At 68.2% G+C, this 24,389-nt stretch carries 29 protein-coding genes; 12 read left to right on the top strand and 17 right to left on the bottom strand.

Annotation, left to right across the window (positions count from 1 at the left end):
* Window positions 1-3: 3 nt before the first annotated feature.
* The 10 genes from tatC to dop form a co-directional block, all read right to left on the bottom strand.
* Window positions 4-978, bottom strand: coding sequence for a twin-arginine translocase subunit TatC (gene tatC / locus ACFXHE_RS06430; protein WP_379380498.1), 975 nt, complete (start codon window positions 976-978; stop codon window positions 4-6).
* 134 nt (window positions 979-1,112) lie between these two features.
* Window positions 1,113-1,382 (bottom strand): Sec-independent protein translocase subunit TatA, encoded by a 270-nt coding sequence (tatA, locus tag ACFXHE_RS06425; RefSeq protein ID WP_354832182.1) that lies wholly within the window; start codon window positions 1,380-1,382, stop codon window positions 1,113-1,115.
* Between the two features lie 65 nt (window positions 1,383-1,447).
* Window positions 1,448-2,467, bottom strand: a complete 1,020-nt coding sequence (locus ACFXHE_RS06420) for a 2-dehydropantoate 2-reductase (RefSeq protein WP_379380496.1) — start codon at window positions 2,465-2,467, stop codon at window positions 1,448-1,450.
* A gap of 8 nt (window positions 2,468-2,475) precedes the next feature.
* Window positions 2,476-3,579 (bottom strand): helix-turn-helix transcriptional regulator, encoded by a 1,104-nt coding sequence (locus tag ACFXHE_RS06415; RefSeq protein ID WP_379380494.1) that lies wholly within the window; start codon window positions 3,577-3,579, stop codon window positions 2,476-2,478.
* A complete protein-coding gene (locus tag ACFXHE_RS06410; RefSeq protein WP_379380492.1) occupies window positions 3,576-4,568 on the bottom strand; it encodes a helix-turn-helix transcriptional regulator in 993 nt (330 codons plus the stop codon). Before ACFXHE_RS06410 ends, ACFXHE_RS06415 begins: the two co-directional genes overlap by 4 nt.
* 135 nt (window positions 4,569-4,703) lie before the next feature.
* A complete protein-coding gene (pafA, locus tag ACFXHE_RS06405; protein WP_354832174.1) occupies window positions 4,704-6,062 on the bottom strand; it encodes a Pup--protein ligase in 1,359 nt (452 codons plus the stop codon).
* 202 nt (window positions 6,063-6,264) lie between these two features.
* Complete coding sequence (gene prcA, locus ACFXHE_RS06400) at window positions 6,265-7,035, bottom strand: proteasome subunit alpha (RefSeq protein WP_379380490.1); 771 nt, start codon at window positions 7,033-7,035, stop codon at window positions 6,265-6,267.
* Window positions 7,032-7,892, bottom strand: coding sequence for a proteasome subunit beta (gene prcB / locus ACFXHE_RS06395; protein WP_379380488.1), 861 nt, complete (start codon window positions 7,890-7,892; stop codon window positions 7,032-7,034). The genes prcA and prcB overlap by 4 nt, the downstream gene beginning before the upstream one ends.
* Window positions 7,889-8,083: a ubiquitin-like protein Pup gene (locus ACFXHE_RS06390; RefSeq protein WP_033089305.1), complete on the bottom strand. Its 195-nt coding sequence runs from the start codon at window positions 8,081-8,083 to the stop codon at window positions 7,889-7,891. Before ACFXHE_RS06390 ends, prcB begins: the two co-directional genes overlap by 4 nt.
* Before the next feature lie 192 nt (window positions 8,084-8,275).
* Window positions 8,276-9,775, bottom strand: coding sequence for a depupylase/deamidase Dop (gene dop, locus ACFXHE_RS06385; RefSeq protein WP_354832167.1), 1,500 nt, complete (start codon window positions 9,773-9,775; stop codon window positions 8,276-8,278).
* Between the two features lie 132 nt (window positions 9,776-9,907).
* Here dop and ACFXHE_RS06380 point away from each other — a divergent pair, with 132 nt between their 5' ends.
* Window positions 9,908-11,131, top strand: coding sequence for a DUF418 domain-containing protein (locus ACFXHE_RS06380; RefSeq protein WP_379380486.1), 1,224 nt, complete (start codon window positions 9,908-9,910; stop codon window positions 11,129-11,131).
* 60 nt (window positions 11,132-11,191) lie between these two features.
* Here the strand turns inward: ACFXHE_RS06380 and ACFXHE_RS06375 are convergent, their stop codons facing one another.
* Window positions 11,192-11,923, bottom strand: a complete 732-nt coding sequence (locus ACFXHE_RS06375) for a TetR/AcrR family transcriptional regulator (RefSeq protein ID WP_379380484.1) — start codon at window positions 11,921-11,923, stop codon at window positions 11,192-11,194.
* A 94-nt stretch (window positions 11,924-12,017) separates the two neighbouring features.
* On the opposite strand from ACFXHE_RS06375, the gene ACFXHE_RS06370 reads away from it, so the two are divergent.
* Together ACFXHE_RS06370 and ACFXHE_RS06365 are read left to right on the top strand one after the other, a co-directional pair.
* Complete coding sequence (locus ACFXHE_RS06370; protein WP_379380483.1) at window positions 12,018-12,938, top strand: diiron oxygenase; 921 nt, start codon at window positions 12,018-12,020, stop codon at window positions 12,936-12,938.
* Window positions 12,935-13,285, top strand: a complete 351-nt coding sequence (locus ACFXHE_RS06365) for a DUF4873 domain-containing protein (protein WP_379380482.1) — start codon at window positions 12,935-12,937, stop codon at window positions 13,283-13,285. Before ACFXHE_RS06370 ends, ACFXHE_RS06365 begins: the two co-directional genes overlap by 4 nt.
* 18 nt (window positions 13,286-13,303) lie before the next feature.
* On the opposite strand, the gene ACFXHE_RS06360 is transcribed toward ACFXHE_RS06365, so the two are convergent.
* Window positions 13,304-13,993, bottom strand: a complete 690-nt coding sequence (locus ACFXHE_RS06360; protein ID WP_379380480.1) for a TetR/AcrR family transcriptional regulator — start codon at window positions 13,991-13,993, stop codon at window positions 13,304-13,306.
* A 128-nt stretch (window positions 13,994-14,121) separates the two neighbouring features.
* On the opposite strand from ACFXHE_RS06360, the gene ACFXHE_RS06355 reads away from it, so the two are divergent.
* Window positions 14,122-14,577, top strand: a complete 456-nt coding sequence (locus tag ACFXHE_RS06355) for a nitroreductase family deazaflavin-dependent oxidoreductase (RefSeq protein ID WP_354832155.1) — start codon at window positions 14,122-14,124, stop codon at window positions 14,575-14,577.
* A 3-nt stretch (window positions 14,578-14,580) separates the two neighbouring features.
* On the opposite strand, the gene ACFXHE_RS06350 is transcribed toward ACFXHE_RS06355, so the two are convergent.
* The 5 genes from ACFXHE_RS06350 to ACFXHE_RS06330 all read right to left on the bottom strand — a co-directional run bounded on the left by ACFXHE_RS06350 (window position 14,581) and on the right by ACFXHE_RS06330 (window position 18,211).
* The gene (locus tag ACFXHE_RS06350) at window positions 14,581-14,943 is read right to left on the bottom strand and encodes an arsenate reductase family protein (protein WP_379380478.1); all 363 of its coding nucleotides are present in this window, start codon (window positions 14,941-14,943) and stop codon (window positions 14,581-14,583) included.
* A 46-nt stretch (window positions 14,944-14,989) separates the two neighbouring features.
* Window positions 14,990-16,363 (bottom strand): hypothetical protein, encoded by a 1,374-nt coding sequence (locus tag ACFXHE_RS06345; RefSeq protein WP_379380477.1) that lies wholly within the window; start codon window positions 16,361-16,363, stop codon window positions 14,990-14,992.
* Between the two features lie 278 nt (window positions 16,364-16,641).
* Window positions 16,642-17,076, bottom strand: a complete 435-nt coding sequence (locus ACFXHE_RS06340) for a DNA-binding protein (protein ID WP_379380475.1) — start codon at window positions 17,074-17,076, stop codon at window positions 16,642-16,644.
* Entirely contained in the window at window positions 17,058-17,342 is a 285-nt protein-coding gene (locus ACFXHE_RS06335) for a hypothetical protein (RefSeq protein WP_379380474.1), read from the bottom strand. Before ACFXHE_RS06335 ends, ACFXHE_RS06340 begins: the two co-directional genes overlap by 19 nt.
* An 89-nt stretch (window positions 17,343-17,431) precedes the next feature.
* The gene (locus ACFXHE_RS06330; RefSeq protein WP_379380472.1) at window positions 17,432-18,211 is read right to left on the bottom strand and encodes a helix-turn-helix domain-containing protein; all 780 of its coding nucleotides are present in this window, start codon (window positions 18,209-18,211) and stop codon (window positions 17,432-17,434) included.
* A 97-nt stretch (window positions 18,212-18,308) separates the two neighbouring features.
* Here ACFXHE_RS06330 and ACFXHE_RS06325 point away from each other — a divergent pair, with 97 nt between their 5' ends.
* The 8 genes from ACFXHE_RS06325 to ACFXHE_RS06290 all read left to right on the top strand — a co-directional run bounded on the left by ACFXHE_RS06325 (window position 18,309) and on the right by ACFXHE_RS06290 (window position 24,131).
* On the top strand, window positions 18,309-18,719 hold the full coding sequence (locus ACFXHE_RS06325; protein WP_379380470.1) for a carboxymuconolactone decarboxylase family protein: 411 nt from the start codon (window positions 18,309-18,311) through the stop codon (window positions 18,717-18,719).
* 10 nt (window positions 18,720-18,729) lie between these two features.
* A complete protein-coding gene (locus ACFXHE_RS06320; RefSeq protein WP_379380468.1) occupies window positions 18,730-19,203 on the top strand; it encodes a nuclear transport factor 2 family protein in 474 nt (157 codons plus the stop codon).
* Window positions 19,204-19,388: 185 nt separating this feature from the next.
* On the top strand, window positions 19,389-21,587 hold the full coding sequence (gene helR, locus ACFXHE_RS06315; protein WP_379380466.1) for an RNA polymerase recycling motor ATPase HelR: 2,199 nt from the start codon (window positions 19,389-19,391) through the stop codon (window positions 21,585-21,587).
* Between the two features lie 128 nt (window positions 21,588-21,715).
* Complete coding sequence (locus tag ACFXHE_RS06310; protein WP_379380464.1) at window positions 21,716-21,955, top strand: DUF6374 family protein; 240 nt, start codon at window positions 21,716-21,718, stop codon at window positions 21,953-21,955.
* A gap of 106 nt (window positions 21,956-22,061) precedes the next feature.
* Complete coding sequence (locus ACFXHE_RS06305; RefSeq protein WP_379380462.1) at window positions 22,062-22,547, top strand: aminoacyl-tRNA deacylase; 486 nt, start codon at window positions 22,062-22,064, stop codon at window positions 22,545-22,547.
* Between the two features lie 468 nt (window positions 22,548-23,015).
* Window positions 23,016-23,528 carry a hypothetical protein gene (locus ACFXHE_RS06300; RefSeq protein ID WP_379380460.1) on the top strand — a complete coding sequence of 171 codons (513 nt, stop codon included), beginning with the start codon at window positions 23,016-23,018 and terminating at the stop codon, window positions 23,526-23,528.
* Window positions 23,529-23,626: 98 nt separating this feature from the next.
* Complete coding sequence (locus ACFXHE_RS06295; protein ID WP_379380458.1) at window positions 23,627-23,953, top strand: DUF3467 domain-containing protein; 327 nt, start codon at window positions 23,627-23,629, stop codon at window positions 23,951-23,953.
* Between the two features lie 19 nt (window positions 23,954-23,972).
* Window positions 23,973-24,131: a hypothetical protein gene (locus ACFXHE_RS06290; RefSeq protein WP_379380456.1), complete on the top strand. Its 159-nt coding sequence runs from the start codon at window positions 23,973-23,975 to the stop codon at window positions 24,129-24,131.
* Window positions 24,132-24,389 lie beyond the last annotated feature (258 nt).

The raw sequence follows: 24,389 nt of genomic DNA, 5'->3' as shown, positions 1-24,389 counted from the left end.
TTTTCAGAGAGTATCGGAGTAATCCGACACGCCTCGCGTTGTTTTCTCGAGAGGTGTGGCGGCCACCGGTTCCGCGGTCGGCACCGGAGTCGGGGCGTCGACACCGCCGGGCGCGGTGTCCAGTGGCGACGCCTCGTCGTCGGCCAGCTTGTCCCAGGCCTCCGCATTGCGGGCCCGGCGCTTGTCGTTGAGGCGCGCGAACTGCACCGCGATCTCGAACAGCAGCGTCAGCGCAAGCGCCAGCGACAGCATGGAGATCGGGTCCTGCGGGGTCACGATGGCCGCGAACACGAACAGGCCGAAAATCAATCCGCGCCGCCACTTGGTGAGCCGCTGATAGGTCAGCACCCCGAGGAAGTTCAAACCCACGATGAGCAAAGGGGTTTCGAAGCTGACACCGAAGATGACCAGCAGCTTGATGATGAAGCTGAAGTACTGCGCACCGCTCAGCGCGGTGATCTGCACGTTGTTGCCGATGGTCATCAGGAAGCTGAGCGCGTGGGCGACCACCCAGTACGCCAGCACCGCACCGGTGACGAATAGCGCCGCCCCCGCCGCCACGAACGAGACCGCGTACTTGCGTTCCTTGGCGTACAGACCGGGCGTGATGAACGCCCACAGCTGATACAGCCAGAACGGGCTGGCCACCACCACACCCGCGGTGGTGCCGACCTTCAGGCGCAGCGTGAACTGCTCGAAGGGCGCGGTCGCCAGCAATCGGCAGGCGCCGTCGGTGCTCAGATTGGCCCGCGAGGAGGCGGGCAGATCACAGTAGGGACCGCGCAGGATCTCACCGAGACTCTCGATCCCGAAGATCGAATGCGAGTACCAGAAGAACCCGAACAGGGTGCCGATCGCGACCCACGCCAGCGCGATGAGCAAGCGCCTGCGGAGCTCCGAGAGGTGCTCCACCAAGGACATGGTGCCGTCGGGGTTCGTGCGGCGCTTGCTGCGCCGGGGATCGAACGGGATGCGCATGTGTGTGTGACTGCCTCCGCCTTGCGGCCAAAGAAGACGCGGGCGCGACTGCACGCCCCTGAAGATCCGGAGTAACCGGACCCGGACAACGCCTCATCCGGGATGAGCGGCGCTCATCCCGGCTGGTCGTGGCCTCAGGCCTTCTGCTGGTCGTTCGGCTGCGGCGTGGGCTGCACCGGCTGGGCGGGCGGCAGCTGGGCCGGCGGCTGCACCGGCTGGGCCTGGGCCTCGGGAGCGGCCTCGCCCGTCTTGCCCTCGTTCTGCATCTGGCTGACCTCGGTCTTGAAGATGCGCATCGAGCGGCCCAGGCTACGGGCCGCGTCGGGCATGCGCTTCGAACCGAAGAACAGCAAGAAGATCAGCACGACGATCAGCAAGTGCCACGGGCTGATGGCGCCTGTCATTCCATTACCTCCAAAGACTCTGGTGAGTCCGATGCTACCGGACCCGCATATCGCGAAGCTTGTTGTCAACCCTTGTCCGCCGCGCCGTCACGCGCGGCGTCGGTGAGCTGTTCCAGCAATTCCGGGCCCGACCAGGTGCGCCGGTCGCCGTTCTCCGCAGCTGACACGAGTTCGATCAGCTTCTGGTTCACCGGCGTGGGTATTCCTACCATGGTCCCGAGACTCACGATTTCACCGCACAGCCAAGGGATTTCGGTTTTGCGCCCGGCGGCCAGGTCGTCGGCCATGGACGAGCGGGCCACTGGATCGACTGCCAGCACCTTTCCGGCAATCCGGCGGAAGACGCCATCGGGCACGGTCAGCAGCCGGGCCATCATTTCCGGCGGCAGCGGCGTGAGCCGCGCCGGGCGGATGCGGGCCGCCGCCATCACGTCCAGGGCCTCCCGCTGGGCCAGCGCCAGGCACCGGCGGTAGTCGCGGGCACCGAGCTCCTCGCGCAGCGGGCGGCCCGACAGCGCGTTGATGGGGTTGTTCAGGTTCAGCAGCAGCTTCGCCCACTGGATGGGCAGCAGATCGGCATACCGTTCGAAGCCCAGACCGGACTTGGCGAAGACCGGGCCGAATCGGTTGAGCACCGGGTCGTCGGCGACGTCGACCGTGCCCGCGGTGCCGCGGTGGAAGCGGCCCTGACCGTGATGAACGACATTGAACATGACCATCCCGGCCAGCACCACACAGGTGGGCAGGAGCTCGCGGATGACCGCGTCGTTGCCGATGCCGTTCTGCAGGCTGATCACCACCGTGCCGGGCCGCAGCAGGCCGGCCAGTTCGGCGGCGGCGGTGGCGGTGGCCGCGGATTTCACGGTGATCAGCACCAGATCGGCATCACCGGCGGGCTCGGTGACCGCGCGGAAGTCGTCCGGTTCGACGCGCGCGTCATTGCCGTCCAGATCGGTGAGCCGCAGCCCGAAGGTGCGCAGTTCCTCCACCACGCGCGGCCGTCCGACGAAGGTGACCTCGGCCCCGGCCGCGGCGAGCCGGCCGCCGACGTAGCAGCCGATGCTGCCCGCCCCCAGCACCGTCACACGGAAACTCAAGCGGGACCGACCCCCTCGAGCCCGGCGTAGGCGGCCAGCGCCGAGCTGGACCGCTCGCGCACCGCGGTCACCAGTTCGGCCGGGCCGAGCACGGTGACGCCGGCGCCGAAGCCGAGCAGCAGCCGCGCCATCCAGTCCAGGGTGGCGAAGCGCATGGTGGCCTCGACGCTGCCGTCCGGGTGGGCGGTGACGCGGTGCATCGGGTACTGCTCGAGCACCCAGGCGTAGTCGGGGCGAATCAGCAAGCGCGCCAGCGGGACCGCGGGATCGTCGACGAACAGGTCCAGGGCGGCGGTCTCGTCCGCGGCGGCCTCGGCGGGCGGGCGGGCCGGCTCGTCGAGTTCGGTGGCCTCCTCGATGCGGTCGAGGCGGAACAGGCGCACGCCCTCGGCCTGCCGGCACCACGCCTGTAGGTAGCTGTTGTTGTCCACCAGCACGATTCGGATCGGGTCCACGATGCGCTCGGAGACCACGTCGCGGCTCGCCGAGTAGTAGACCAGGCATAGCGCGTGATCGTGCTCCAGCGCGGACCGGACGGTCGCCACGGCGGGGGCCTCGACCGGCACGGGGAGCGGCGGTCCGGCGAATTCCCGTCCGGTGATGGCGGATTCGATCTTCGCGATGGCGGCGTGCGCCGCGCTCGGATCCACCATGCCGGGCAGGTCCGCGATGGACCGCAGCGCCACCAGCAGCGCGGTCGCCTCCAGGGAGGTGAGCCGCAGCGGTCGGTCGATGCCCGCGGAGAAGGTGACCTCGATGCTCTCCTCGGAGAACGACAGGTCGATGAGATCGCCCGGACCGTATCCGGGCAGGCCGCACATCCACAGCTGGTTGAGGTCGGTCATCAGCTGCTTGGAGGACACGCCGAGTTCGGCCGCCGCCTCCGCCGCACTGATGCCCGGATTGGCCTGGAAGTACGGAATCATGTTGAGCAGCCGGGCCAGCCGGGTCGAGAGCCGGCTGGTGCTGGCCGCCGCGCTCCCCCGCCGGTCCTTCGCACCATCGGAAGCCCGTGCGCCGTCACCGGTTCCACCCCGGCGCGCGCCACCGGCGTCGATCACATTGTCTCCCCGGCGTTTCCGCGACGCACCCTCGCTCATGCCGACACCTCCGTCCGCTCCAGCACCGACTTCAGGCGCGCGATCACATTCTCGCGCAGGTCTTCCGGGGCGAGCACCAGGGCGTCCGCACCGAGTCCGGTGATGAGCCGGGCCAGCCAGTCCCGGGATCGGATGGGCACCTCGACGATCGAGCCGGAACGTCCGCCGAGCGCACGCTCCTCCATGACCGGTCCGAGCCGGCGGATCTCCTGCCCACGGCCCTCGGCCACCCACACCGTGGCCGAGCCGCTGATCGGCGTCTGCGCGGTGACCTCGGCGACCACGGCCCGCAGGTCCAGGTCCTCGGGCTTGTGCACCGCGTTGGCCGGGCCGTACTCGGTGACGTCCTCGTCGATGCGGGAGATGCGGAACACGCGCTGCGCGTCACGGACATTGTCGTGCGCGACCAGATACCAGCGGCCGTGGTGGGTGACCACACCCCAGGGCTGCACGTCCCGTTCCACCGGATCCCCGTGGGACTGCCGGTGTTTGAACGTCACCGCCCGTCCGGCGTCGATGGCCGCGAGCAGTTTGCCGAGCACCGGTTCCGAGCCGCGGGTGCGAGCCGGGACCGCGGGCACCGCCGACACCCCGGCGTCGGGCTCCACGTGAATACCGGCCGCGCGCAGCTTGAGCAGTCCGCCCTCGGCGGCCGCGGCCAGCTCCGGGGACTCCCACAGCTGCACCGCCACCGCGACCGCGGCGGACTCCTCGCTGGTCAGATCGATATCGGGCAGTTCGTACGCATCCCGGTTGATGCGGTAGCCCTCGACACCCGAGTACCGGCTCACCGGACCGATTTCCAGGGGTATGCCCAGATCGCGCAGCTCGTTCTTGTCGCGCTCGAACATCCGGCTGAACGCCTCGTCGCTCGCGGACTCCTCGTACCCGGCGACCGACTCCCGGATGCGCTCCGCGGTCAGGAACTGCCGGGTGGACAGCAGCGCGATAACAAGATTCATCAACCGCTCGACCTTGGATATCGCCACCCCGTAGAGAGTAATGGGCGCGTAGGCGATGTGGAGCACGGGCGGTCGCGTTTTACCCCCTATCTACCCACAGCCAGCCGGAGACAAACGCGGAACGGGCCGCGAACCGGAGGGTTCGCGGCCCGTTCACACTGCTCACATGGAGGCGATGAGGCGATCCACGCGCTCGTCGACCGAGCGGAACGGGTCCTTGCAGAGCACCGTGCGCTGAGCCTGATCGTTGAGCTTGAGGTGGACCCAGTCGACGGTGAAGTCGCGGCCCGCCTCCTGAGCGGCGGTGATGAAATCGCCGCGCAGCTTGGCGCGGGTGGTCTGCGGCGGCGTGGTCACCGCCGCGTCGACCGCCTCGTCCTCGGTGATCCGCTTGGCCAGACCCTTGCGGGCGAGCAGGTCGAAGACGCCGCGGCCGCGCTTGATGTCGTGGTAGGCCAGATCCAGCTGGGCGATCTTGGGATCGGACAGCTCCATGTTGTAGCGGTCCTGGTAGCGCTGGAACAGCTTGCGCTTGATGATCCAGTCGATCTCGGTGTCCACCTTGGCGAAGTCCTGCGCCTCGACGGCATCCAGGGTGCGGCCCCACAGATCCACCACGGCGTCGACCTGCGGATCGCGGTCGCGATTGCGCAGGTGCTCGACGGCGCGAGCGTAGTACTCACGCTGGATATCGAGCGCCGAGGCCTGCCGGCCACCGGCCAGCCGCACCGGACGACGGCCGGTCAGATCGTGCGACACCTCGCGGATGGCACGAATCGGGTTGTCCAGAGCGAAGTCTCGGAACGCGACACCCGCCTCGATCATCTCGAGGACCAGCGAGGCCGTGCCCACCTTGAGCATGGTGGTGGTCTCGGCCATGTTCGAGTCGCCCACGATCACGTGCAGGCGCCGGTACTTCTCGGCATCGGCGTGCGGCTCGTCGCGGGTGTTGATGATCGGCCGGGAACGGGTGGTCGCCGAGGAGACGCCCTCCCAGATGTGCTCGGCCCGCTGCGACAGGCAGAAGGTGGCCGCCTTCGGCGTCTGGAGCACCTTGCCCGCACCACAGATCAGCTGGCGGGTTACCAGGAACGGCAGCAGCACGTCGGAGATCCGGGAGAACTCGCCGGCGCGGACCACGAGGAAGTTCTCGTGGCAGCCGTAGGAGTTGCCCGCCGAGTCGGTGTTGTTCTTGAACAGGTAGATATCGCCGCCGATACCCTCCTCTGCCAGCCGCTGCTCGGCGTCTATGAGCAGATCCTCCAGGACCCGCTCGCCGGCGCGGTCGTGGGTGACCAACTGCACCAGGCTGTCACATTCGGCCGTGGCGTACTCCGGATGGGAACCGACATCGAGGTAGAGCCGGGCACCATTACGAAGGAACACGTTCGAGCTACGGCCCCAGGAAACTACCCGGCGGAAGAGATACCGGGCCACCTCGTCAGGACTCAACCGACGGTGACCGTGGAACGTGCACGTCACCCCGAATTCGGTCTCGATCCCCATGATTCGTCGCTGCACCCTATCGACATTACAGCGGAGTTGTCGCCGGTAACGGGCTTGTCGGACAGCTGATGCAAACGTATTCACAACGATTTAGCACGGGATGCAACGTTGCACGCGCTCTACCCTGCGAAAAAGCAAGGCTCCTTTGCACTCTGCTATTGAGAGTGCAAAGGAGCCTTATCCCGAATAGCGGGATTTGCCTACGCCGGCGCGGGCCCTATGACGGGTCCCCGCTCGACGGCTTCTCGGCCTCGGCCGCCGCGTTCGCGGTCGGCGCCTTGCCGGTCACCAACTCCTGCAGCGCCGCGCCCTGGATGCGGCGGAACGCCCGCCGCGGCCGGGACTGCTCCAGGGTTGCCACCTCGAGCGAGCCGGAACCCATGGAGCGCTGCTTGTCCTTGTCGCCCTCGGGGATGGCCTTCTGCAGTGCGGCCACCGCCGTGGCGATGGCCGAATGCAGATCCAGGCCCGGCTGGTAGGAATTCTTGAGGGCGGTGGTGATCGGCTCGGTGTTGCCGCCCATCACCACGAACTCCCGCTCGTCGACGATGGATCCGTCGAAGTTGATGCGGTAGAGCACCGAGTTCGAGGACTGCTCCGGATAGCCCACCTCCGCGACGCAGATCTCCACCTCGTAGGGCTTGAGCTGGTCGGTGAAGATGGTGCCGAGGCTCTGCGCGTAGAGATTGGCCAGGAAGCGGCCGGTGACATCGCGGCGGTCGAACTGGTAGCCGCGCAGATCCGCCTGCAGGATGCCCCCGCGGCGCAGCGCCTCGAACTCGTTGTACTTGCCGACCGCGGCGAACCCGACCCGGTCGTAGAGTTCACTGATCTTGTGGAGGGTGGCCGAGGGGTTCTCGGCCACGAACACCACACCCTTGTCGTACACCAGCACCACGACACTGCGGCCCCGTGCGATGCCCTTGCGCGCAAGTTCGGTCTTGTCGCGCATGATCTGTTCGGCCGACGCGTAATACGGCAGTGTCATGCTTCGCCGATCCCCTCTGCCGCCAGCGCGGCCCGCTCCTCCACCATCGCCCGCGTGATCTCCTTCAGGCGCTCCTCGGTCACTTCCTCGGAGCCCTCGGCGTCGATCACGATCGCGGTCGGGTAGATGTTCCGCATCGTGTCGGGCCCGCCGGTGGCGGTGTCGTCGTCAGCGGCGTCGAAGAGCGATTCGATCGCGATCCGCAGCGCCCGGTCCTGATCGATCCCGCGCGCGTAGGTCTTCTTCAGCGACGACTTGGCGAACAGTGAACCCGACCCCACCGCGGTGTACCCGAAGCGCTCTTCGCTGCGGCCGCCGACCACGTCGTAGGACACGATGCGCCCGGACTTGTCCGGGTCCGACGCGTCCGGGTCGAAGCCGACCAGCAGCGGCACCACCGCGAGACCCTGCAGGGCCGCGGGGAGGTTGTCGCGCACCATCTTCGACAGCTTGTTGGACTTGCCGTCGAAGGTGAGGGGCACGCCCTCGATCTTCTCGTAGTACTCGAGTTCCACCGCGAACAGGCGGATCATCTCGATCGCCATGCCCGCGGTGCCGGCGATGCCGGCCGCGGAGTAGGTGTCGGTGATGTACACCTTCTCGATGTCACGGCTGGCCAGCAGGTTGCCCTGGGTGGCCCGGCGATCGCCCGCGATCAGCACACCGCCGCGGTAGCTGACCGCGACGATGGTGGTGCCGTGTGGCGCTATGTCCGACGGCACGCCCGGATTGGGGTGCGTGCCGTCGGATCGGATTCCGTTGCCGGGCAACATTTCCGGAGCGTGCAAACGCAGGTACTCGGAGAAAGAGGATTGGGCGAACCCCAACTGGAGCCGCAGGGGGTCACCTTGGGTCACTGGCCGCCCTTCTGCACGTATGCGCGGACGAAGTCCTCCGCGTTCTCCTCGAGCACGTCGTCGATCTCGTCGAGCAGGTCGTCGGTTTCCTCCGCCAGCTTCTCGCGACGCTCCTGTCCCGCCCCGCCGTCGCCGACCGGGCCCTCGTCCTCGTCGCCGCCACCGGCGCGCTTGGTCTGCTCTTGTGCCATAGCAGCCGACCTCCTCTGTGATCATCGGCGAGCACCGGAGAAGATCCGATGCTCGTCCCCCAACACTACCCACCAGCGGGGACAACATGCCGGATTAAGCGTCATTGTGCTGTTGCCGCGATCTCTCCGCCGCCATGTCGCGGACACGAAAAAGGGGTACGGGATTCAGGTCCCGTACCCCTTCCGCATGGCCTAGTGGGTCAGCTGCTGGACCAGTTCCGAGGCGGTGTGCACGCCGTCCAGGAGTTTGCCCACGTGGGACTTGGTACCGCGGCGGGGCTCCAGGGTGGGGATGCGGACCAGGGAGTCGCCGCCCAGGTCGAAGATGACCGAATCCCAGCTCGCGGCCGCGATATCCGCGCCGAAGCGACGCAGGCACTCGCCGCGGAAGTAGGCGCGGGTGTCGGTGGGCGGGTTGGTCATGGCGTCGGTGACGTCCTGCTCGGTCACCAGGCGCTGCATGGAGCCGCGGGCCACCAGGCGGTTGTAGAGGCCCTTGTCCAGGCGCACATCCGAGTACTGCAGGTCGACCAGGTGCAGTTTGGGGGCGGCCCAGGACAGGCCCTCACGGTTGCGCATGCCCTCGAGCAGGCGCAGTTTGGCGGTCCAGTCGAGCAGGTCCGCGGTTTCGAGGGGGTCACGCTCGAGCAGGTCCAGCACGTGGGCCCACTTCTCGATGACGTCCTTGGTGCGCTCGTCGTCGTTTCCGGTGCGGTCCATGAACTTCTCGACCCGGTCGAGGTAGATGCGTTGCAGCGCAAGGCCGGTCAGTTCGCGGCCGTCCGAAAGCGCAACGGTGGCACGCAGAGTCGGGTCGTGGCTGATGGTGTGCACGGCGGTGACCGGACGGGCCAGCTGCAGATCCGAGAGGTCCTCGCCGGCCTCGATCAGGTCCAGCACCAGGGCGGTGGTGCCGACCTTGAGGTAGGTGGACCATTCGGCGAGGTTGGCGTCGCCGATGATGACGTGCAGGCGGCGGTACTTGTCGGCGTCGGCGTGCGGCTCGTCGCGGGTGTTGATGATGCCGCGCTTGAGGGTGGTCTCCAGGCCGACCTCGACCTCGATGTAGTCCGCGCGCTGCGACAGCTGGAAACCGGGCTGGTCACCGGACTGGCCGATGCCGACCCGGCCCGAGCCGCAGATCACCTGGCGGGACGCGAAGAACGGGGTCAGGCCCAGAATGATCTGGTTGAACGGGGTCTCTCGGCTCATGAGGTAGTTCTCGTGGGTGCCGTAGGAGGCGCCCTTGCCGTCGACGTTGTTCTTGTACAGCTGCATGCGCGGGGCGCCGGGGACGCTGGAGGCGAAGCGGGCGGCGGCCTCCATGACGCGCTCACCGGCCTTGTCCCAGATGACCGCGTCCAGCGGGTCGGTGACCTCGGGGGCGGAGTACTCCGGATGGGCGTGGTCGACGTAGAGGCGGGCTCCGTTGGTGAGGATCATATTGGCCGCGCCGACCTCGTCGGCGTCGATCACCGGCGCGGGCCCGTTGAGCCGGCCGAGATCGAAACCGCGCGCGTCGCGCAACGGCGATTCCACCTCATAGTCCCAGCGTGTGCGCTTGGCGCGCGGCACGCCCTCGGCCGCGGCGTAGGCGAGCACCGCCTGGGTGGATGTGAGAATCGGGTTGGCCGACGGCTCGGTAGGCGTCGAAATGCCGTACTCGACCTCGATTCCGATGATGCGCTGCATGCGATCGAGCCTAGGCGAAAGGCACGCCCGGACGCGGGTGGACTGTCCGGGTTGGGGTCATTCGCTGGTCGTAGCCGGGGTCGTTCTCCCGGGCGATCCGCGCCGAACTGCGGCGACGGCACAATGGCCGGCATGGTCGAATCGGCTTCCGCCCCGCGCCCGGCGCTCGCGCCCACCCCCGCCGAGGACCCGAATCCCGTTTCCGCGCAGCCGCGTTCGGGGCGGCTGGCGGCACTGGACGTGCTGCGCGGCATCGCCATCCTGGGGACGCTGGGCACCAATATCTGGATCTTCACCAATGCCGAAGGGCTGCTCGGCTATATCGCGCGCAGTGACGAACCGCACGGAGCCTGGCTGTGGACCGAGCGGTTGCTGCAGCAGCTGGCGCAGGGGAAGTTCCTGGGATTGCTGACCATCATGTTCGGCATCGGGCTGGCTATCCAGCAGCGATCGGCAGTGCGCGGCGGCCGGGCCTGGCCGGGCGGATATCCGGTCCGGGCCGGGCTGCTGCTGCTCGACGGGCTGGTGAATTTCTTCTTCGTCGCCGAGTTCGACGTGCTGATGGGGTACGCGGTCACCGGGCTGGTGGTGGCGTTCATCCTGGCGACGAGCCCGCAGGCGCAACGGCGCTGGCTGATGATGGCGGCGGGCATCCACCTGACCATGCTGTCGCTGATCGCCGTGGCGATCGTGCTGGGCCCCGGGGGCGGAGACGGCGGGCACCGGCCGCTGGATCCGAATCCGTATGCGGACGGGTCGTTCTGGGATCTGGTGGCCTTCCGCTGGGATCACGTGCTGCTGTTCCGGCTGGAGCCGATCTTCATCTTCCCGATGTCGATCGCGCTGTTCCTGGTGGGCGCGCGGCTGTTCCGGTCCGGGGTGTTCCGGCCCGAGGGCGCGCGAATCCGCAAGCGCCTCATGGTGATCGGGTTCGCGGTCGCCGCACCTATCGACCTGATCCTGGGCCTGACCGGCGGCGACCTGATCCTGGTGACCCGCTACGGCACCGCGCCGCTGGTCTCGCTCGGCATTCTGGCCCTGGTCGCGGAGTGCTACGCGCACCGCCCGGACCCCGGGTTCGTCGCGCGCCGCTTCGCCGAAGTGGGCCGAATGGCGTTGAGCTGCTATATCGTTCAGAATTTGGTGTCGGGATTCCTGTGCTACGGCTGGGGTCTGGGGTTGGCGAGCCTGGTGTCGGCGAATGCGCGGGTCCCGTTCACCGCCGGGATCTATGTGCTGGTCTGCGCGCTCATGCTGGTATTCGCCCATGTCTGGCTGCGCCGCTTCGACCGCGGGCCGGTCGAGTGGCTGTGGAACCGCAGCTACCGCGCGCTCACCGGGCGCGGGAGCCGCTGATCACTCAGCGACCGTCCGAGCCTGTCGCGGAGGCAGGCAAGGCGGATTCGGTTGTGCTGGTTACACCACCCGCGCGGCATCCGCGCGGGACAGCAGTTCACTCACCACGGTGTCGCGGGTGAGCGGGACATCCAGACTGCGGGCGTTGCCCTCGAGCAGCGCCAGGACCGATTCGGTGAGGATGCCCTCGACTTGCTCGGAGGACAGGGTGGGGGCGGCGCGCCAGCTGTTGACTACGCCGTCGACGAAGCCGACGGTGCCGAAGGCCATGGGGCGGGCCCGATTCCGGTCGATGCCGAAGCGCTCGAGGGCGTCGGCGAACAGGTCGGCGAGCCGGCCGCCGATGCGGTCGCGAGCACCGGCCAGGGCGGTCGAGGCCTCGCCGTGCGGATCGCCGGCGGCCAGGAAGCGGTGTAGTTCCGGGTGGCGTTCGACCCAGCCGACGTAGCTGCCGACCGCGCCGCGCACCAGGTCGCGGACGGTGCCGTCGGGGTGCAGGCGCGGCAGCAGTTCGGCGGTCAGGGATTCCAGGATGTGGCGGCGGATGGCGTCGTCGAGGTCGGCGCGGCCGTCGAAGTGCCGGTAGACGACCGGGCGCGGGACCTGCAGGCGGTCGGCGATCTGCTGGACCGAGATCTCGGTGCCGTTCTCCTCGATGACGGCCAGCGCTGCATCGAGCATGTCGGCACGGCGCTGGGCCTTGTGGCCGTTCCAGCGGGTGCTGCGACCGTCGGCCGCCCGCTCTCGGTCCCGGAGGGAGGGCTGCGCGGGTCTGCGTCGGGTGCCGGTCACGGGCCTCACGATACTCACCTCACCGTTGACCGAGACAGTATGTAGCACTAATCTGAGTGTAACAGCCCGTATCAGTAACGAATCAGGAGCTGTCATGGGCGACAACGCCGTCTCCGCCCCCACGGCCGCCGCACTGTCCAGCCGTGAGTCCTTCGCTCAACGCTTGCTGACCGGATCGGTCAAGAAGACCTACGACCCGGTGGTCGACATGGACTGGGACGCCCCGCTGGATCCGGACAAACTCTTCCTGCCGCCCGAGGTCGTCTCGCTCTACGGCACCCCGCTGTGGGAGGGCATGACGCCCGCGCAGCGCCGCGAGCTTTCCCGCGAGGAGCTCGCCAATGTGCTGTCGGTCGGGATCTGGTTCGAGAACCTGCTCAACCGGCTGCTGCTGCGCGAGCTCATGGCAGGCGATCCGACCTCCCGGCACGCGCACTACACGCTCACCGAGATGGGTGACGAATGCCGGCACATGATGATGTTCGGCAAGGTCATCGAGCGGATCGGCACGCGGCCCTACTGGCCGAACCGGTTCGAGCGCTGGACGATCAGCGCCCTGCAACGGTTCCTGCGGGGCTCGATGGTGTGGGTGGGCGCCCTGGTGGGCGAGGAGATCTTCGACGCGCTGCAGCGCCGCACCCTCGACGATCCACAGCTGCAGCCGCTGGTGGCGCGGGCCATGCGGATTCACGTCACCGAGGAGGCCCGGCACATCGGGTTCGCGCGCGCGGCCCTGGCGGACCGGGTGCCGACCATGTCGAAGGCCGAAGTGCAGTACACGCGACTGTGTGTCGCGGTCGCCGCTCCCCTGTTGGTCTACCTGATGACCAACTGGCACATGTACGTCCGCGCGGGCATCGAGGACGGGCGGGCGGCCCGGAAGGTGGCCCGCGCCAACCCGCATTCGCGGCGGGCGCTGGGGCTCGGCGCCGCGAATCTCGGTGCGTTCCTGGACGCGCAGGGGCTGATGGGGCCGATCGGCAAGCGTCTCTGGCGGCGGAGAGGGCTGCTGTGAGATTCCGGCGGGCCCGGCACGACTCCCCCGCAGCGGCCGACCCGCACGCCGGCTTCACCGAACCCGAAGCGGCGCCGGACTATTCGGGGCCCGCACTGCTGGACTCCCCCGGTACCGAGGTGGCGGTGCGCGTGGCATTGACCGGGCATCTCGATCCGATCGACGGTCAATTCCACTGGCACGGGCGGATTTCCGCGGCTGACGGGAGCGAACTGCCCGATCCCGGCCGCGGGCAGGTGTTCCTGACCGTGCCGGGTAGCGCGCCCGCGCCCGGCGTGCTCCAGGAACGGGACCCGTGGGGGAATCTGCGGATCGCCGGGGTCGGCGCGCCACCGTTTCCGCTGTAGCGCACCGAAGTTCGAGTGTTACTCGGTGATCCCGATGAGGTCGGCCATGGTCTCGACCGAGTAGGCGAAGAACGGCCCGGCCGGGTCCATCGTGTTGTCCAGCTGCCCGAACAGCTCGAAGGTGACCACGCCGAACAGCTGGGTCAGGCCCAGCATGGCGCGCGCCACCGCCGGTTCGGGCATGCCGGAGTTCAGGAATGCCCCGATCAAGGCGGATTGGGTCTCGAGTTCGGGGGTGAGGGTTTCCGCGGGCGTGGCCAGGGTGCCGGACTGCCAGGCCCGGTGGACGATGCCGAGGGCGGCGAGGGGTCCGCGTGACGCGGGTGCGACGGTGGTCTGCGGGGCGCGATAGCCCGGCACCGGTGATCCGTACACCAGCGCGTACTCGTGGGGGTGCGCGATCGCCCAGTCCCGCACGGCATTCGACAGGGCCCGCCACTGGGCGCGGGGGGCGGTCTCGGTCGCGACCGCGTGCTCGACGGCATCGCCGAGGGCGTTGTAGGCCTCGATGATCAGCGTGGTCAGCAGCTCGTCGCGACTGGGGAAATACCGGTACAGCGCCGAGGACACCATGCCCAGTTCGCGGGCGATGGCCCGCAGTGAGAGCGCGGGTGCGCCGGATTCGGCGAGCTGCCGGCGCGCGGCGTCGGTGATCTCGCGGGTGATCTCGGCGCGGGCGCGGGCACGGGCGGTACGGGGCACGCTCATTCCGACAGTGTGCCACGAATCGGATCACCGACAAGTTTCGAGAGCACTGCTCTTGACAGCCCGAGCGTCATGCGCGCACACTGATCACATCAGAGAGCACTGCTCTCACAAGTCGAAGGAAGTGCCTCATGGACGCCCACACCGCCGCCACCCGCTACCTCGGCCCGAAGGGCCTGGACCCCTACATGAACCGCTTCTTCAACCTGCTGCCCAAGCTCGGCATCAGCATCGCCGGCTCCCGGCTGCTGGCCGTGCGCGGCCGCAAGTCCGGCGAGTGGCGCACCACCCTGGTCAATGTCCTCACCACCGACGACGGCGCCCGCTACCTGGTCGCCCCGCGCGGGCACACCCAGTGGGTCCGCAACCTGCGCGTCGCGGGATCCGGCGAACTGCGCCTGGGCCGCAAGGTCCAGACCTTCACCGCCACCGAACTCCCCGACGCCGACAAGATCCCGGTGCTGCGCGCCTACCTCGACCGCTGGGGCTGGGAGGTCGGCCGCTTCTTCGAGGGCGTCACCAAGCACGCCACCGACGCCGAATTGGCCGACATCGCCCCGGGTTTCCCGGTTTTCGCGCTGGCCTGAGGCTCAGCGGAGTTCGTCGAGGGTTTCCTCGTCGCGGGCCAGATAGGCGCGGCCGTCGGCGGTGAAGACGATGGGGCGCTGGATCAGTCGCGGATGCGTGGCCAGGGCCTCGATCCAGCGGTCGCGGTCGGCGGGGGTCCGGCCCCACGCCGAGACGCCCAGTTCCTTGGCCTCGGGTTCGGCGGTGCGGGTGATGTCCCACGGTTCGAGGCCGAGTTTGGTCAGGGTGGCGCGGATCTCGGTGGCCGAGGGCGGGTTGTCGAGGTAGCGGCGCTCGACATAGTCGGCGCCGGTGTCGTCGAGCACTGCCTTGGCGGTACGGCTCTTGGAGCACTTCGGGTTGTGCCAGATTTCGGTCGCTGCCATGGGTTCAGCCTAGGTGGCGGCGACCGGGCCACCGCTCACCGGCACATCAGACCCAGTCGACGACCCAGCGGTAGGGGCGCATCCAGTACAGGCCGCCCTCGGGAACCGGCGCGCCCCAGCGCTGTTCGGCCTGGGTGAGCTGCCAGCGGTATTCGGGAGCGGGCTCGCCGCCGTGGATCTCGTAGAGGTGACGCCGCCAGGTGTTGATCATGGCGGGGACGGCCTGCTGGTCGTTCTCGTAGGCCCACTCCACGTTTCGCATCATGAGACTGTCCACGGCATGGTTGGCGGCATTGGGGTCGCCGCTGCTCAGCGAGTGCAGGAAGGCCGCGACCAGGTTGTAGGCAATGGCGTCGTGGACCGAGGTCTGGCCGTTCTCGAGCGACCAGATGCCCAGGTAGGTCGGCCCCTGCTCGTCGATCCACACCGAGTGCGCCTCGCCGACCCGGTTGTCGAAGATGAGCGCGGTGAGCAGGCCCAGCGTGGACTTGCCCATGATGAGCGGATCGGGACTGCCGCTGGAGAGGGCGTCGTCGATGAGCGCCCGGTAGGCGGCCGCGGCGATGCCGGGCCGGTTGGCGTCCATGAGGGCGTCGGCGGTCTCGCCGCCGGCGAGCTGCGCGGCCGGCGGCTGGGACGGACCGGAGACCGCCTGAGGCACGCCGTCGCCGACATGCAGGAACTGGGTCTGCATGGCGTCGGGGGCAATCGGATCCGACAGCGGCACGCCGTTGCCCAGCGGGTCGTCCAGATCCAGGTTGACGGCGAGGGGTTCCTGCAGGCTGGGCGCGGTTTCCAGGTATTCCAGTGCCACCCGGGCGAATTCGTTGTCCTGACTCTCCAGCCATTCGCGCCCGGCGCGCAGGGTGTCGACGAGATGGCCGCCGACGCCCTGTTCGATGGCGGCGCACAGCGCGTAGTAGCCGTAGCCGCGGTAGTCGTCGTGGCCGACGCCCTCGGTGATCAGCAGCTGCGCATATCTGCTTGCCAGATCGTGTCTTTCGATATCGCCGAGCAGCGTGCACGCGGTCATGGCGGCCATCAGCACCTCGGCGTGTTCGCCGTGGGCGCGCCGCAGGTCGATACAGCGGTCGGCCATGACGACGGCGCTGTCGGGCAGGCTCTGCTGGGTGGCGGCCTCGACGGCCATCGAGTACATGGTGGCCAGCGTGGCGGGCGGGATGTCGGCCGGGTAGCGGGCCGGGCCGTGTTCGGCCAGGTGCAGGGCCTGCGCGTAATCGCCCGCGGCGAAGGCCGATCGGAAGCGATAGGAGACGATCCAGCCGTACTCCTTGGGATCGGGCGCCGCGTCGAGCCCGTCGTCGAACGCCGACAAACGGGCCAGCGCCTCGTCGGCCCGGCCGCTGTCCAGCATGCCGCTCGCCTCGTTCATCACCTCGACGAACGCATTTCGATCCATGGCCTACTCGCCTTCCCGCATATGTCAGCCCCGGATCGTATGACCGTGCCACCACAGTGCGTGGCCAGTGAGGTCAAGGTCATAGTTCGACTCCACCCCACATGACCACGCGTTGTCATTCGCGTGGCACGTTGTGTCACAACGATATTCCCGCACCCCGACGCGAACCCGCCTCCCTGCGGGCCATTCTCGCGTCGCGGCCGATCCGTCCTGACCCACAATCTAACGACAACACGCCAACCCGCCCCGCAACCACGCTCGGCGCGTCGGGGCTCACCTCACAGGGAGATGATTCGCACCGCATCACCGCACAGAGTGTGCATATCCTGCGGATCCGAGGTCATTACGATCACGGGCGGCGGCTGCCGCATTGCCATTTCGGCCACGGCGGCGTCGCTGGCGTATTTGTGACCATGTAGCCCCGCCGCGAGCAACAACTCGGATGCCGCGTGGGCGCAGGCGTCGTCGACCGCCTCTACGCGAATGATGGACAATACCCAGGACAATCGCGACCGGTCGGTCTTTCGATACGTAGCTTCGATGATCGTCAGGGCGCTGATCACTATCTCCATCTGACGCCCACGCGCCTCTGCGACCAGGGCGACAATCGTCGGATCGTCGGACAGCAGGCCCGACAGCCCCTCGCAGTCGAGCACGACCGTGCCCTGCAGCGAACGCTGCGACCGCGCTGCCCTCACCTTTCGTCCGGCCATGGATCGTCACCCGCGAGCGCCTGCTCGAACTGATCGAAGGCGTGCCGCCGGGCGGCCTCCGGCAACTCGCCATGGCGCCGCTCGTAGTCGGCCAGATACTCGTCCAGCAACAACCCGCGCAGTTCGCGCTCGACGGCGGAAGTGACGAACGCGGAGAATTCACGTTTCCCGACCCGTCGGCGAATCGCCTCGGCCGTCCCCTCGGGTAGGGACAGACTCACCCGCGTCGCGGGTCCTTCGCCGATTTCATAGACAGGCTGAGCCATGACCTCAGTTTATCAATCGAAGTAGGAAATGCCTGGCCTGTTGCTCGTCCGAGGCGTGGCGACGGTGACGCCCAAGGCCATTCGTCGGACTACAGGGCGGGGAGGGTGGTGCCGGGATCGGGGGTGAAGGTGACGATGCGCTGGCGGGGGTCGCCGGGGAGTTCGAGGTTCTCGTAGGAGAAGCCGAGGTCGCCGGAGTGGGGGTGGCGGACGAGTTTGCCGCCGTGGGTGCGCTGCTCGACATCGCCGGCGCGCCAGAGGGCGGCGAATTCCGTACTGCCGGTGGAGAGTTCGTCGACGAGGGCGATGGTGGCGGGGTCGGCGGGGTAGAGGCCCGCGACGCGGCGCAGCTGGGCGACGGTCGCGGCGGCGACACCGTCCCAGTCGCGGTAGAAGTCCCGGGCGGCGGGGTCGGAGAACAGTGCGCGGGCCATGTTCTCGTCGGCCATGGGGCCGAACACGTAGTGCGCCAGCGGGTTCGCGGCGAGCACGTCGAACAGGTCGGTGATGACCAGGGCGGGCGCCTTGTCGATCAGGTCGAGCATGCGCAGCAGTTCGGGACGCGGTGCGGGAGCGGCGGTTTCGGCCGTGCGGGGCGGGCGGGCCAGGGTGTGCAGGTGCTCGGTCTCGACGGGGTTGAGCCGCAGCGCGGAGGCGAGGGAGTCGAGCACCTCGGTCGACGGGTTGGCGGCGCGGCGCTGTTCGAGGCGCTGGTAGTACTCGGCGCTGATGCCGGCGAGGTGCGCGAGTTCGGCGCGGCGCAGGCCGGGCACCCGGCGCAGGCCGGACGGCGGCAGGCCCGACTCGTGCGGATCGACCCGCGCCCGCCGGGACTTCAGGAATTCCGCCAGGTCCGCGCGCACTGCCATGCCCGCAGTCTGGCACAGGGCGGCGGTGGGTGGCCCCGGGAGTACGAGGCACGGCGTGCACTGGTTACGTCCTGCCGCGGCGAGCAGGCTCGGTCTCGTGAACGAGAGATTCCGGCGGGGAGCGGCCTGCCAAACCGAGCTCGGTGGGAGCGGAGGGGTACGCGGCCGGGTCTATGACGAGCTGGCGGATATCGCACCGGATCTGCACCGGTTCGCCGTCGAATTCGCCTATGGCGACATCCATTCCAGGCCGGGCCTGGATGCCGGGCGGCGCGAGCTGGTGATCCTGGGCGCGCTCATCGCGCTCGGGGACACCCGGCCGCAGCTGGAGGCGCACCTCGGTGCCGCGCTGAATGCCGGTGTGGCGCCGGGCGAGATCGTCGAGGCGATCCTGCAGGCCCTCCCCTACGCGGGATTTCCGCGTGTTCTCTCCGCCATGAGCGCTGCCCGCGGCGTGCTCGCCGGCCGCGATCTGCTCCCTGTCACCACCGATTCGATTGCCCAATAGGAGATCTGCCATGACCGCCACCGCTCAGCAGCGTGCCGACATCATCGACGCCGCCACCCGCCTGTTCTGGTTCATCGACATTCGCGACTGGGACGCCTTCCCCGGTGTCTTCGCCGACGAGGTCACCCTCGATTACTCGAGCATCTGGGGCGGCGAGCCCGCGACCGTCACCCCGGCGCAGATCCGCGCCGACTGGGAGAAGCTGATCGGCAGCTTCGACGCCACCCAGCATCTGCTCGGTAATCACCTGGTGACCGTGCACGGCGACCGCGCGGAACTGACCGCGGTCTTCCAGGCGGTCCACATCCTGGCCAATCGATTCGGTTCGCCGCGGTGGACGCTGGGCGGCACCTACCGCATCGGCCTGCACCTGGTCGGGGGCCAGTGGAAGGTGGATTCGATGGTGATGACAGCCCAGTGGGCCGACGGCAACAAGGACATCCTGACCCTGGCCTCGGGCGGACAACGCCCTGCCGCGGCCTAGCAAAGCCCGGATGCGGCGAGAGGAATTCGGAAGGAGGAAGAGGAAGGAATGGAAAGGATCGTCATCATTTCCCCTTCAACCATATAACACAGTGGGGGACTTGCGGCAAGGCCCCGGTGTTGGCGCACAATCGCTGGCCGAGGGCTGCAACCTGCGCGAATGGGCGCGCGGGCGGGCAGCGGGGAATGGCTAGGCGGGAAGGTGTGGTGCTGGTGTCGGACCAGGGGTACGAGAAGGAACTGCTCGCGGAGCAGGAGTATGTGACCGGGCTGTACGCGCGGCTGGACGCCGAGCGGGCCCGGGTGAAGGGCCGCTACGGCGAGACGCTGCGCTCGCGCGGCACCACCCTGGTGGAGCGGGATGCGGAGGTGCGGGCGCTGGGCAAGGAGGTCAAGCGCCTCGAGGTGGCCGACAACGGGCTGTGTTTCGGGCGGCTGGACAGTGTGACCGGCGAGCACTCGTACATCGGGCGCCTTGGGATCTTCGACGAGGCGAACGAATTCGAACCGCTGCTGCTGGATTGGCGGGCGCCGGCATCGCAGGCGTTCTATATCGCGACCGCCGCGAGCCCGGAGAACATGCGGCGTCGTCGCCAATTCCACACGCGCGGGCGGCTGGTGGCCGATTTCACCGACGAGGTGTTCGGCCATCCCGGTGACGGCGAGCGCGGTGACGCGGCCCTGCTGGCGGCGGTCAACGCGCCGCGCGGCGAGGGCATGCGCGACATCGTGGCCACCATTCAGGCCGAGCAGGACCGGATCATCCGGCTCGATCACCCGGGCGTGCTGGTGATCGAGGGCGGGCCGGGCACCGGCAAGACCGTGGTGGCGCTGCACCGGGTCGCGTATCTGCTGTACACCCAGCGTGCGCAGATGGAACGCAACGGTGTGCTGGTGGTGGGCCCGAACACGGCCTTCCTCAGGCACATCGGGCGGGTGCTGCCGTCGCTGGGCGAGACGAACGTGGTGTTCACCACCACCGGTGATCTCATGCCCGGGCTGAGCATCACGGCCGAGGACGGACCGGAAGCGGTGCGGCTCAAGGGTTCCCTGCGGATCCTCGACGTGCTGAAGGCCGCGATCGCGGACCGTCAGCGGGTGCCGCAGGAGCCGGTGTCGATCGAACTGTCGGATGTGACGGTGCGTATCGGCGCGGATATCGCCGGCTGGGCGCGGGAGGAGGCGCGCGGTAGCGGGTTGCCGCACAACCAGGCTCGCGCGACCTTCCTCGAGGTGCTCACCTGGGCGCTCACCGAGCGCGCCATCAAGCGGATCGGCGAGGGCTGGCTGACCCGCGACGACCGTGAGGCCTGGGAGAACATGCGCACCGATCTGCGCACCGAACTCGCCGAGCACGAGGGATTCACGGCGCTGATGGACGAGCTGTGGCCCACGCTGACACCGGAAACGCTGCTGGCGGAGCTGCTTTCGTCCACCGACCGGCTGCGCGCGGCGGGCGCCGGCGAGGCGCTGTGGCGCGCGGACGGTGCGGGGTGGACGGTGTCCGATGTCCCGCTGCTCGACGAACTGGTCGATCTGCTGGGCCGTGACACCTCCGCCGAGGAGGCGGCGGCCGAGCGGGAACGGAAGGCCCGGGCCGCGTATGCCGAAGGCGTGCTCGACCTGCTGGTCGGCCGCGCCGACCACATGGACGACGAGGATCACCTGTTCGCCACCGACCTGCTCTACGGCGACGACCTGGCCGAGCGCTTCCTGGAACGCGACACCCGGGAACTCGCCGAACGTGCTGCCGCGGACCGGGATTGGACCTACCGGCACATCGTGGTCGACGAGGCGCAGGAGCTGTCGGCGATGGACTGGCGGGTGCTGATGCGCCGCTGCCCGAGCCATTCCTTCACCGTGGTGGGCGATCTCGCGCAGCGCCGGTCCGCGGCGGGCGCGACCTCCTGGGACGCCATGCTGGAACCGTACGTCCCCGGCCGCTGGGCCTACCGCTCGCTCACGGTGAACTACCGCACCCCGGCGGAGATCATGGCCGTGGCCGCCGCCGTCCTGACCGGCTTCGCGCCCGAGGTGACGCCGCCGGAGTCGGTGCGCTCCTGTGGCGTGCAGCCGTGGGCGCGACAGCTCGCCCTCGGCGAGATGCCGTCGGCCATCGAGGAATTCACCCGCGACGAGGCGGGCCGCGAGGGCACCAGCATCGTGATCGGCCCGCCCGGCATGCCGGGCACGGTCCCCGCCTCCGAAACCAAGGGCCTCGAATTCGACGCGGTCCTGGTGGTCGAGCCCGAGCACATTCTCGCCGACGGCCCCCGCGGCGCGGCCGAACTCTACGTCGCCCTCACCCGCGCCACCCAGCGCTTGGGCGTCCTGCACGAGGGCCCGCTCCCACCGGCCCTCGCCGGTCTCTACACGTCGAAGTAGAGCTCGGACTACACGCTGGGCGTTTGCGGCAGTTGGTAGATGGCGGTATCCGTCGTGCTGGGTCCGGAACCTGTCGGACCGCTCTCCTACTATCGAAAGTTTGTTCGACTCGAGGTAGCCTTGTGATCATGCCGGAACCGCCTCGCCTGGAATGGGCACGCATGAATCTCGATCAGGTGCGTGCCCAGCTGCTCGCTGCGGCCTCCCGCGGTCGGTTCCTCACGCCCGAGCAGCTGGAGAATGCGGCGGGCAAGATCGAAGAGGGTTTGCGGGTCTACGAGGAGGAGACCGGCCACGCGGCACCCGAGCCTCGGCCGGACAGCCCGCGGCCGATCTGTTCGAACCCTCGCCGCTACCGGAACCGTTGAGGAGGACGAGGCCCTCGTCCCGGCGCGAGAAATCCTCGATGACCTATGCTGAAAGCCCAGTCCGCTGGGGTTAATGGTGGTACCAACCAGTCATTGGAGGTCCGTCATGTCCATATCGCTAACTGTGCAGCAGTGCCTGACGGATGCGGGCGCCGAGTATGAACTCGTACCGCATCCGCATAGCCACAACAGCTCAGAAACCGCCGAAACCGCCCATATCCCTGGCGACCGCCTCGCAAAGACAGTCCTCCTGGAAGACGCGCAAGGCTACGTCGCCGCCGTGCTGCCATCCACCCACCACCTACGACTCGCGAAGCTCTGGTCGCAAACGGGTCGGCGGCTGGTGCTCGCCAAGGAATCGGACTTCCGCGAAACCTTCACGGACTGCGAGGTCGGCGCAATCCCACCCATGTGCACCGCCTACGGCATGACGACGCTGATGGACGAGAGTCTCACCACGCAGCCGGATATCTATTTCGAGGCCGGTGATCATGAGACACTCGTCCACCTGCAGACCGACCAGTTCATGCGTCTGATGGAACAGGCCGAGAAAGCACACTTTTCCCACCGCACGCAAACCACCCGCCACTGAGTTCCCGCAACTGCTGATGCAGAAGCGTCCACCGTACGTTTGACGACGGTGGCTGCAGCGATGCCGCCACGCCGACTTGAATAAGGGCCTGCTTGCGCGAAAACCGTGCTCGCGCAAGACATCTGGATTCATTCTCAGCTACTGCCAGCAGCCGTTCGCCACCAATAGCGGCCCACCGATTGGCCGAACCGGTTGCCGAGGCTGCCGAAGACGGCGACGGGGCGAGCCGGTTCGGCTGTTCGAGGTACTGTCACGCCCCCGCAGGTGGCTGCCATCGCGTATTGCTGTTCCCGCTTGTCCGTATCTCCCCGAGCCAGGTTTGGGTGTGTTTCGTCGGCTTTGCGTACTGGTTGCCGAAAAGTTACTACCTGGCGGTGATGCATTGGGCAGAATGGCACCGGTCACACGAGTTCTTCCCGCAACAACCTCAGTGTCTCAATCCACACATCGTTGAAAGGGAGCTCGAACATGGCACAGGAAACCAGCGGTAGTGCGACGGCGGAAGCTCGACGCGGGGACATCGACGTGCAGGCGGAAGTGGAATTGCTGCGGCTGCGAATGGACGAAGCCCGGCAAGAGGCACAGAACGCCCGCCAGTACGCGATGCAGGCCTCGGGTCTCGCGCGCCAGGCGCAGGCGCAGGCACGGCAGGTGCAGCATCAGGCCCAGCATGCGCAGCAGGACGCCAACCAGGCCAACCAGCAGGCACAGCAGGCCCGCCAGCAGGCAATGCTGGCCACCAACCAGGCCCAGCAGGCCCAGAGCGAGGCCGACCGGGCACAAAGCCAGGCCCAGCAGGCCCAGGGCGAGGCCAATCAATCCCAGCAGCGGGCCAGCACCGCCCAGGACCAGGCCGACCAGGCCACCCAGATGGCGCAGCAGGCCGAGGACCAGGCCAACCGGGCACAGGATCGCGCCGGTCAGTGGGAGATACAGCTCCAGCAAATCCGCCAGCAAGCCCGCCTCCAGCAGGGCCGCTGACCCGGCGAGGATGACGCAGTGACCAAAGTTCTGGCGGCCGGCCACACCGGGCACCCGGTGTGGCCGGTTCGCCGGCCCTGCTACCGAGGAGGTTCGCGGTGAGCGGACCAGTTCCGCCGCCCGCGGACGAACCCGATGTCGACGTCGAGGTCATCGTGCCGGAGACCGTCAGTGCCGGGGTGTACGCCAACGGGTTCACCTGCTGGTACAACCGCACCGACTTCACCCTCGATTGCCTCGTCTACCTGCCCACCGAACCGGGCGCTGTCAACCCGGCCGGTCAACCCATGATGCGACAACCGGTGCAGGTCACGTCCCGGGTGAAGTTCCCACCCGCGCTGATCTTCCGGCTCATGCAAACCCTCAACGACAGCATGAGCAACTACGAACGCCAATTCGGCCCCATCACCCACCTCGGCGAATAACCTGCCCACGGAGAAATGCATGCAGACCCCGAAATCAAGCCCCGTCACCATCATCGCCAGCCCAGCTGACCGTCCCGTCGTCTGCGACCCCGCCGTGCGGTACCGGCCCCAGACGATTCCCGGCCGCCACTACCTCGTCGCCCCCGCCGCCCCGCACCCACAACCCGAACCCTCCTGAACATGACGGACAGGGGGTTGTTTGCGGGCTTGCACCCTTACCGGCGTCTCCCGCCCATCATGCGGGGTTACGGCTGTCTCCTTACGGCCGGGCAAGGAGACAAGCGCAGTAGCCGAAGGAGACATGCAGAACGCGCAGAGCGGCGGGGGGGGGGGGGGGGGGGTTGGGACCCCCCCCGCGGGGGTTTGTGTGACCGGGCCCCCGGCGGGTATAAAAAAAAAAAACACCCACGACCCAACAAAAAAAAAGTATTGGTGG

It is taken from the genome of Nocardia sp. NPDC059229, assembly GCF_042754165.1.
GTDB lineage: Bacteria > Actinomycetota > Actinomycetes > Mycobacteriales > Mycobacteriaceae > Nocardia.
This window is presented reverse-complemented; position numbering and strand designations above follow the sequence as displayed.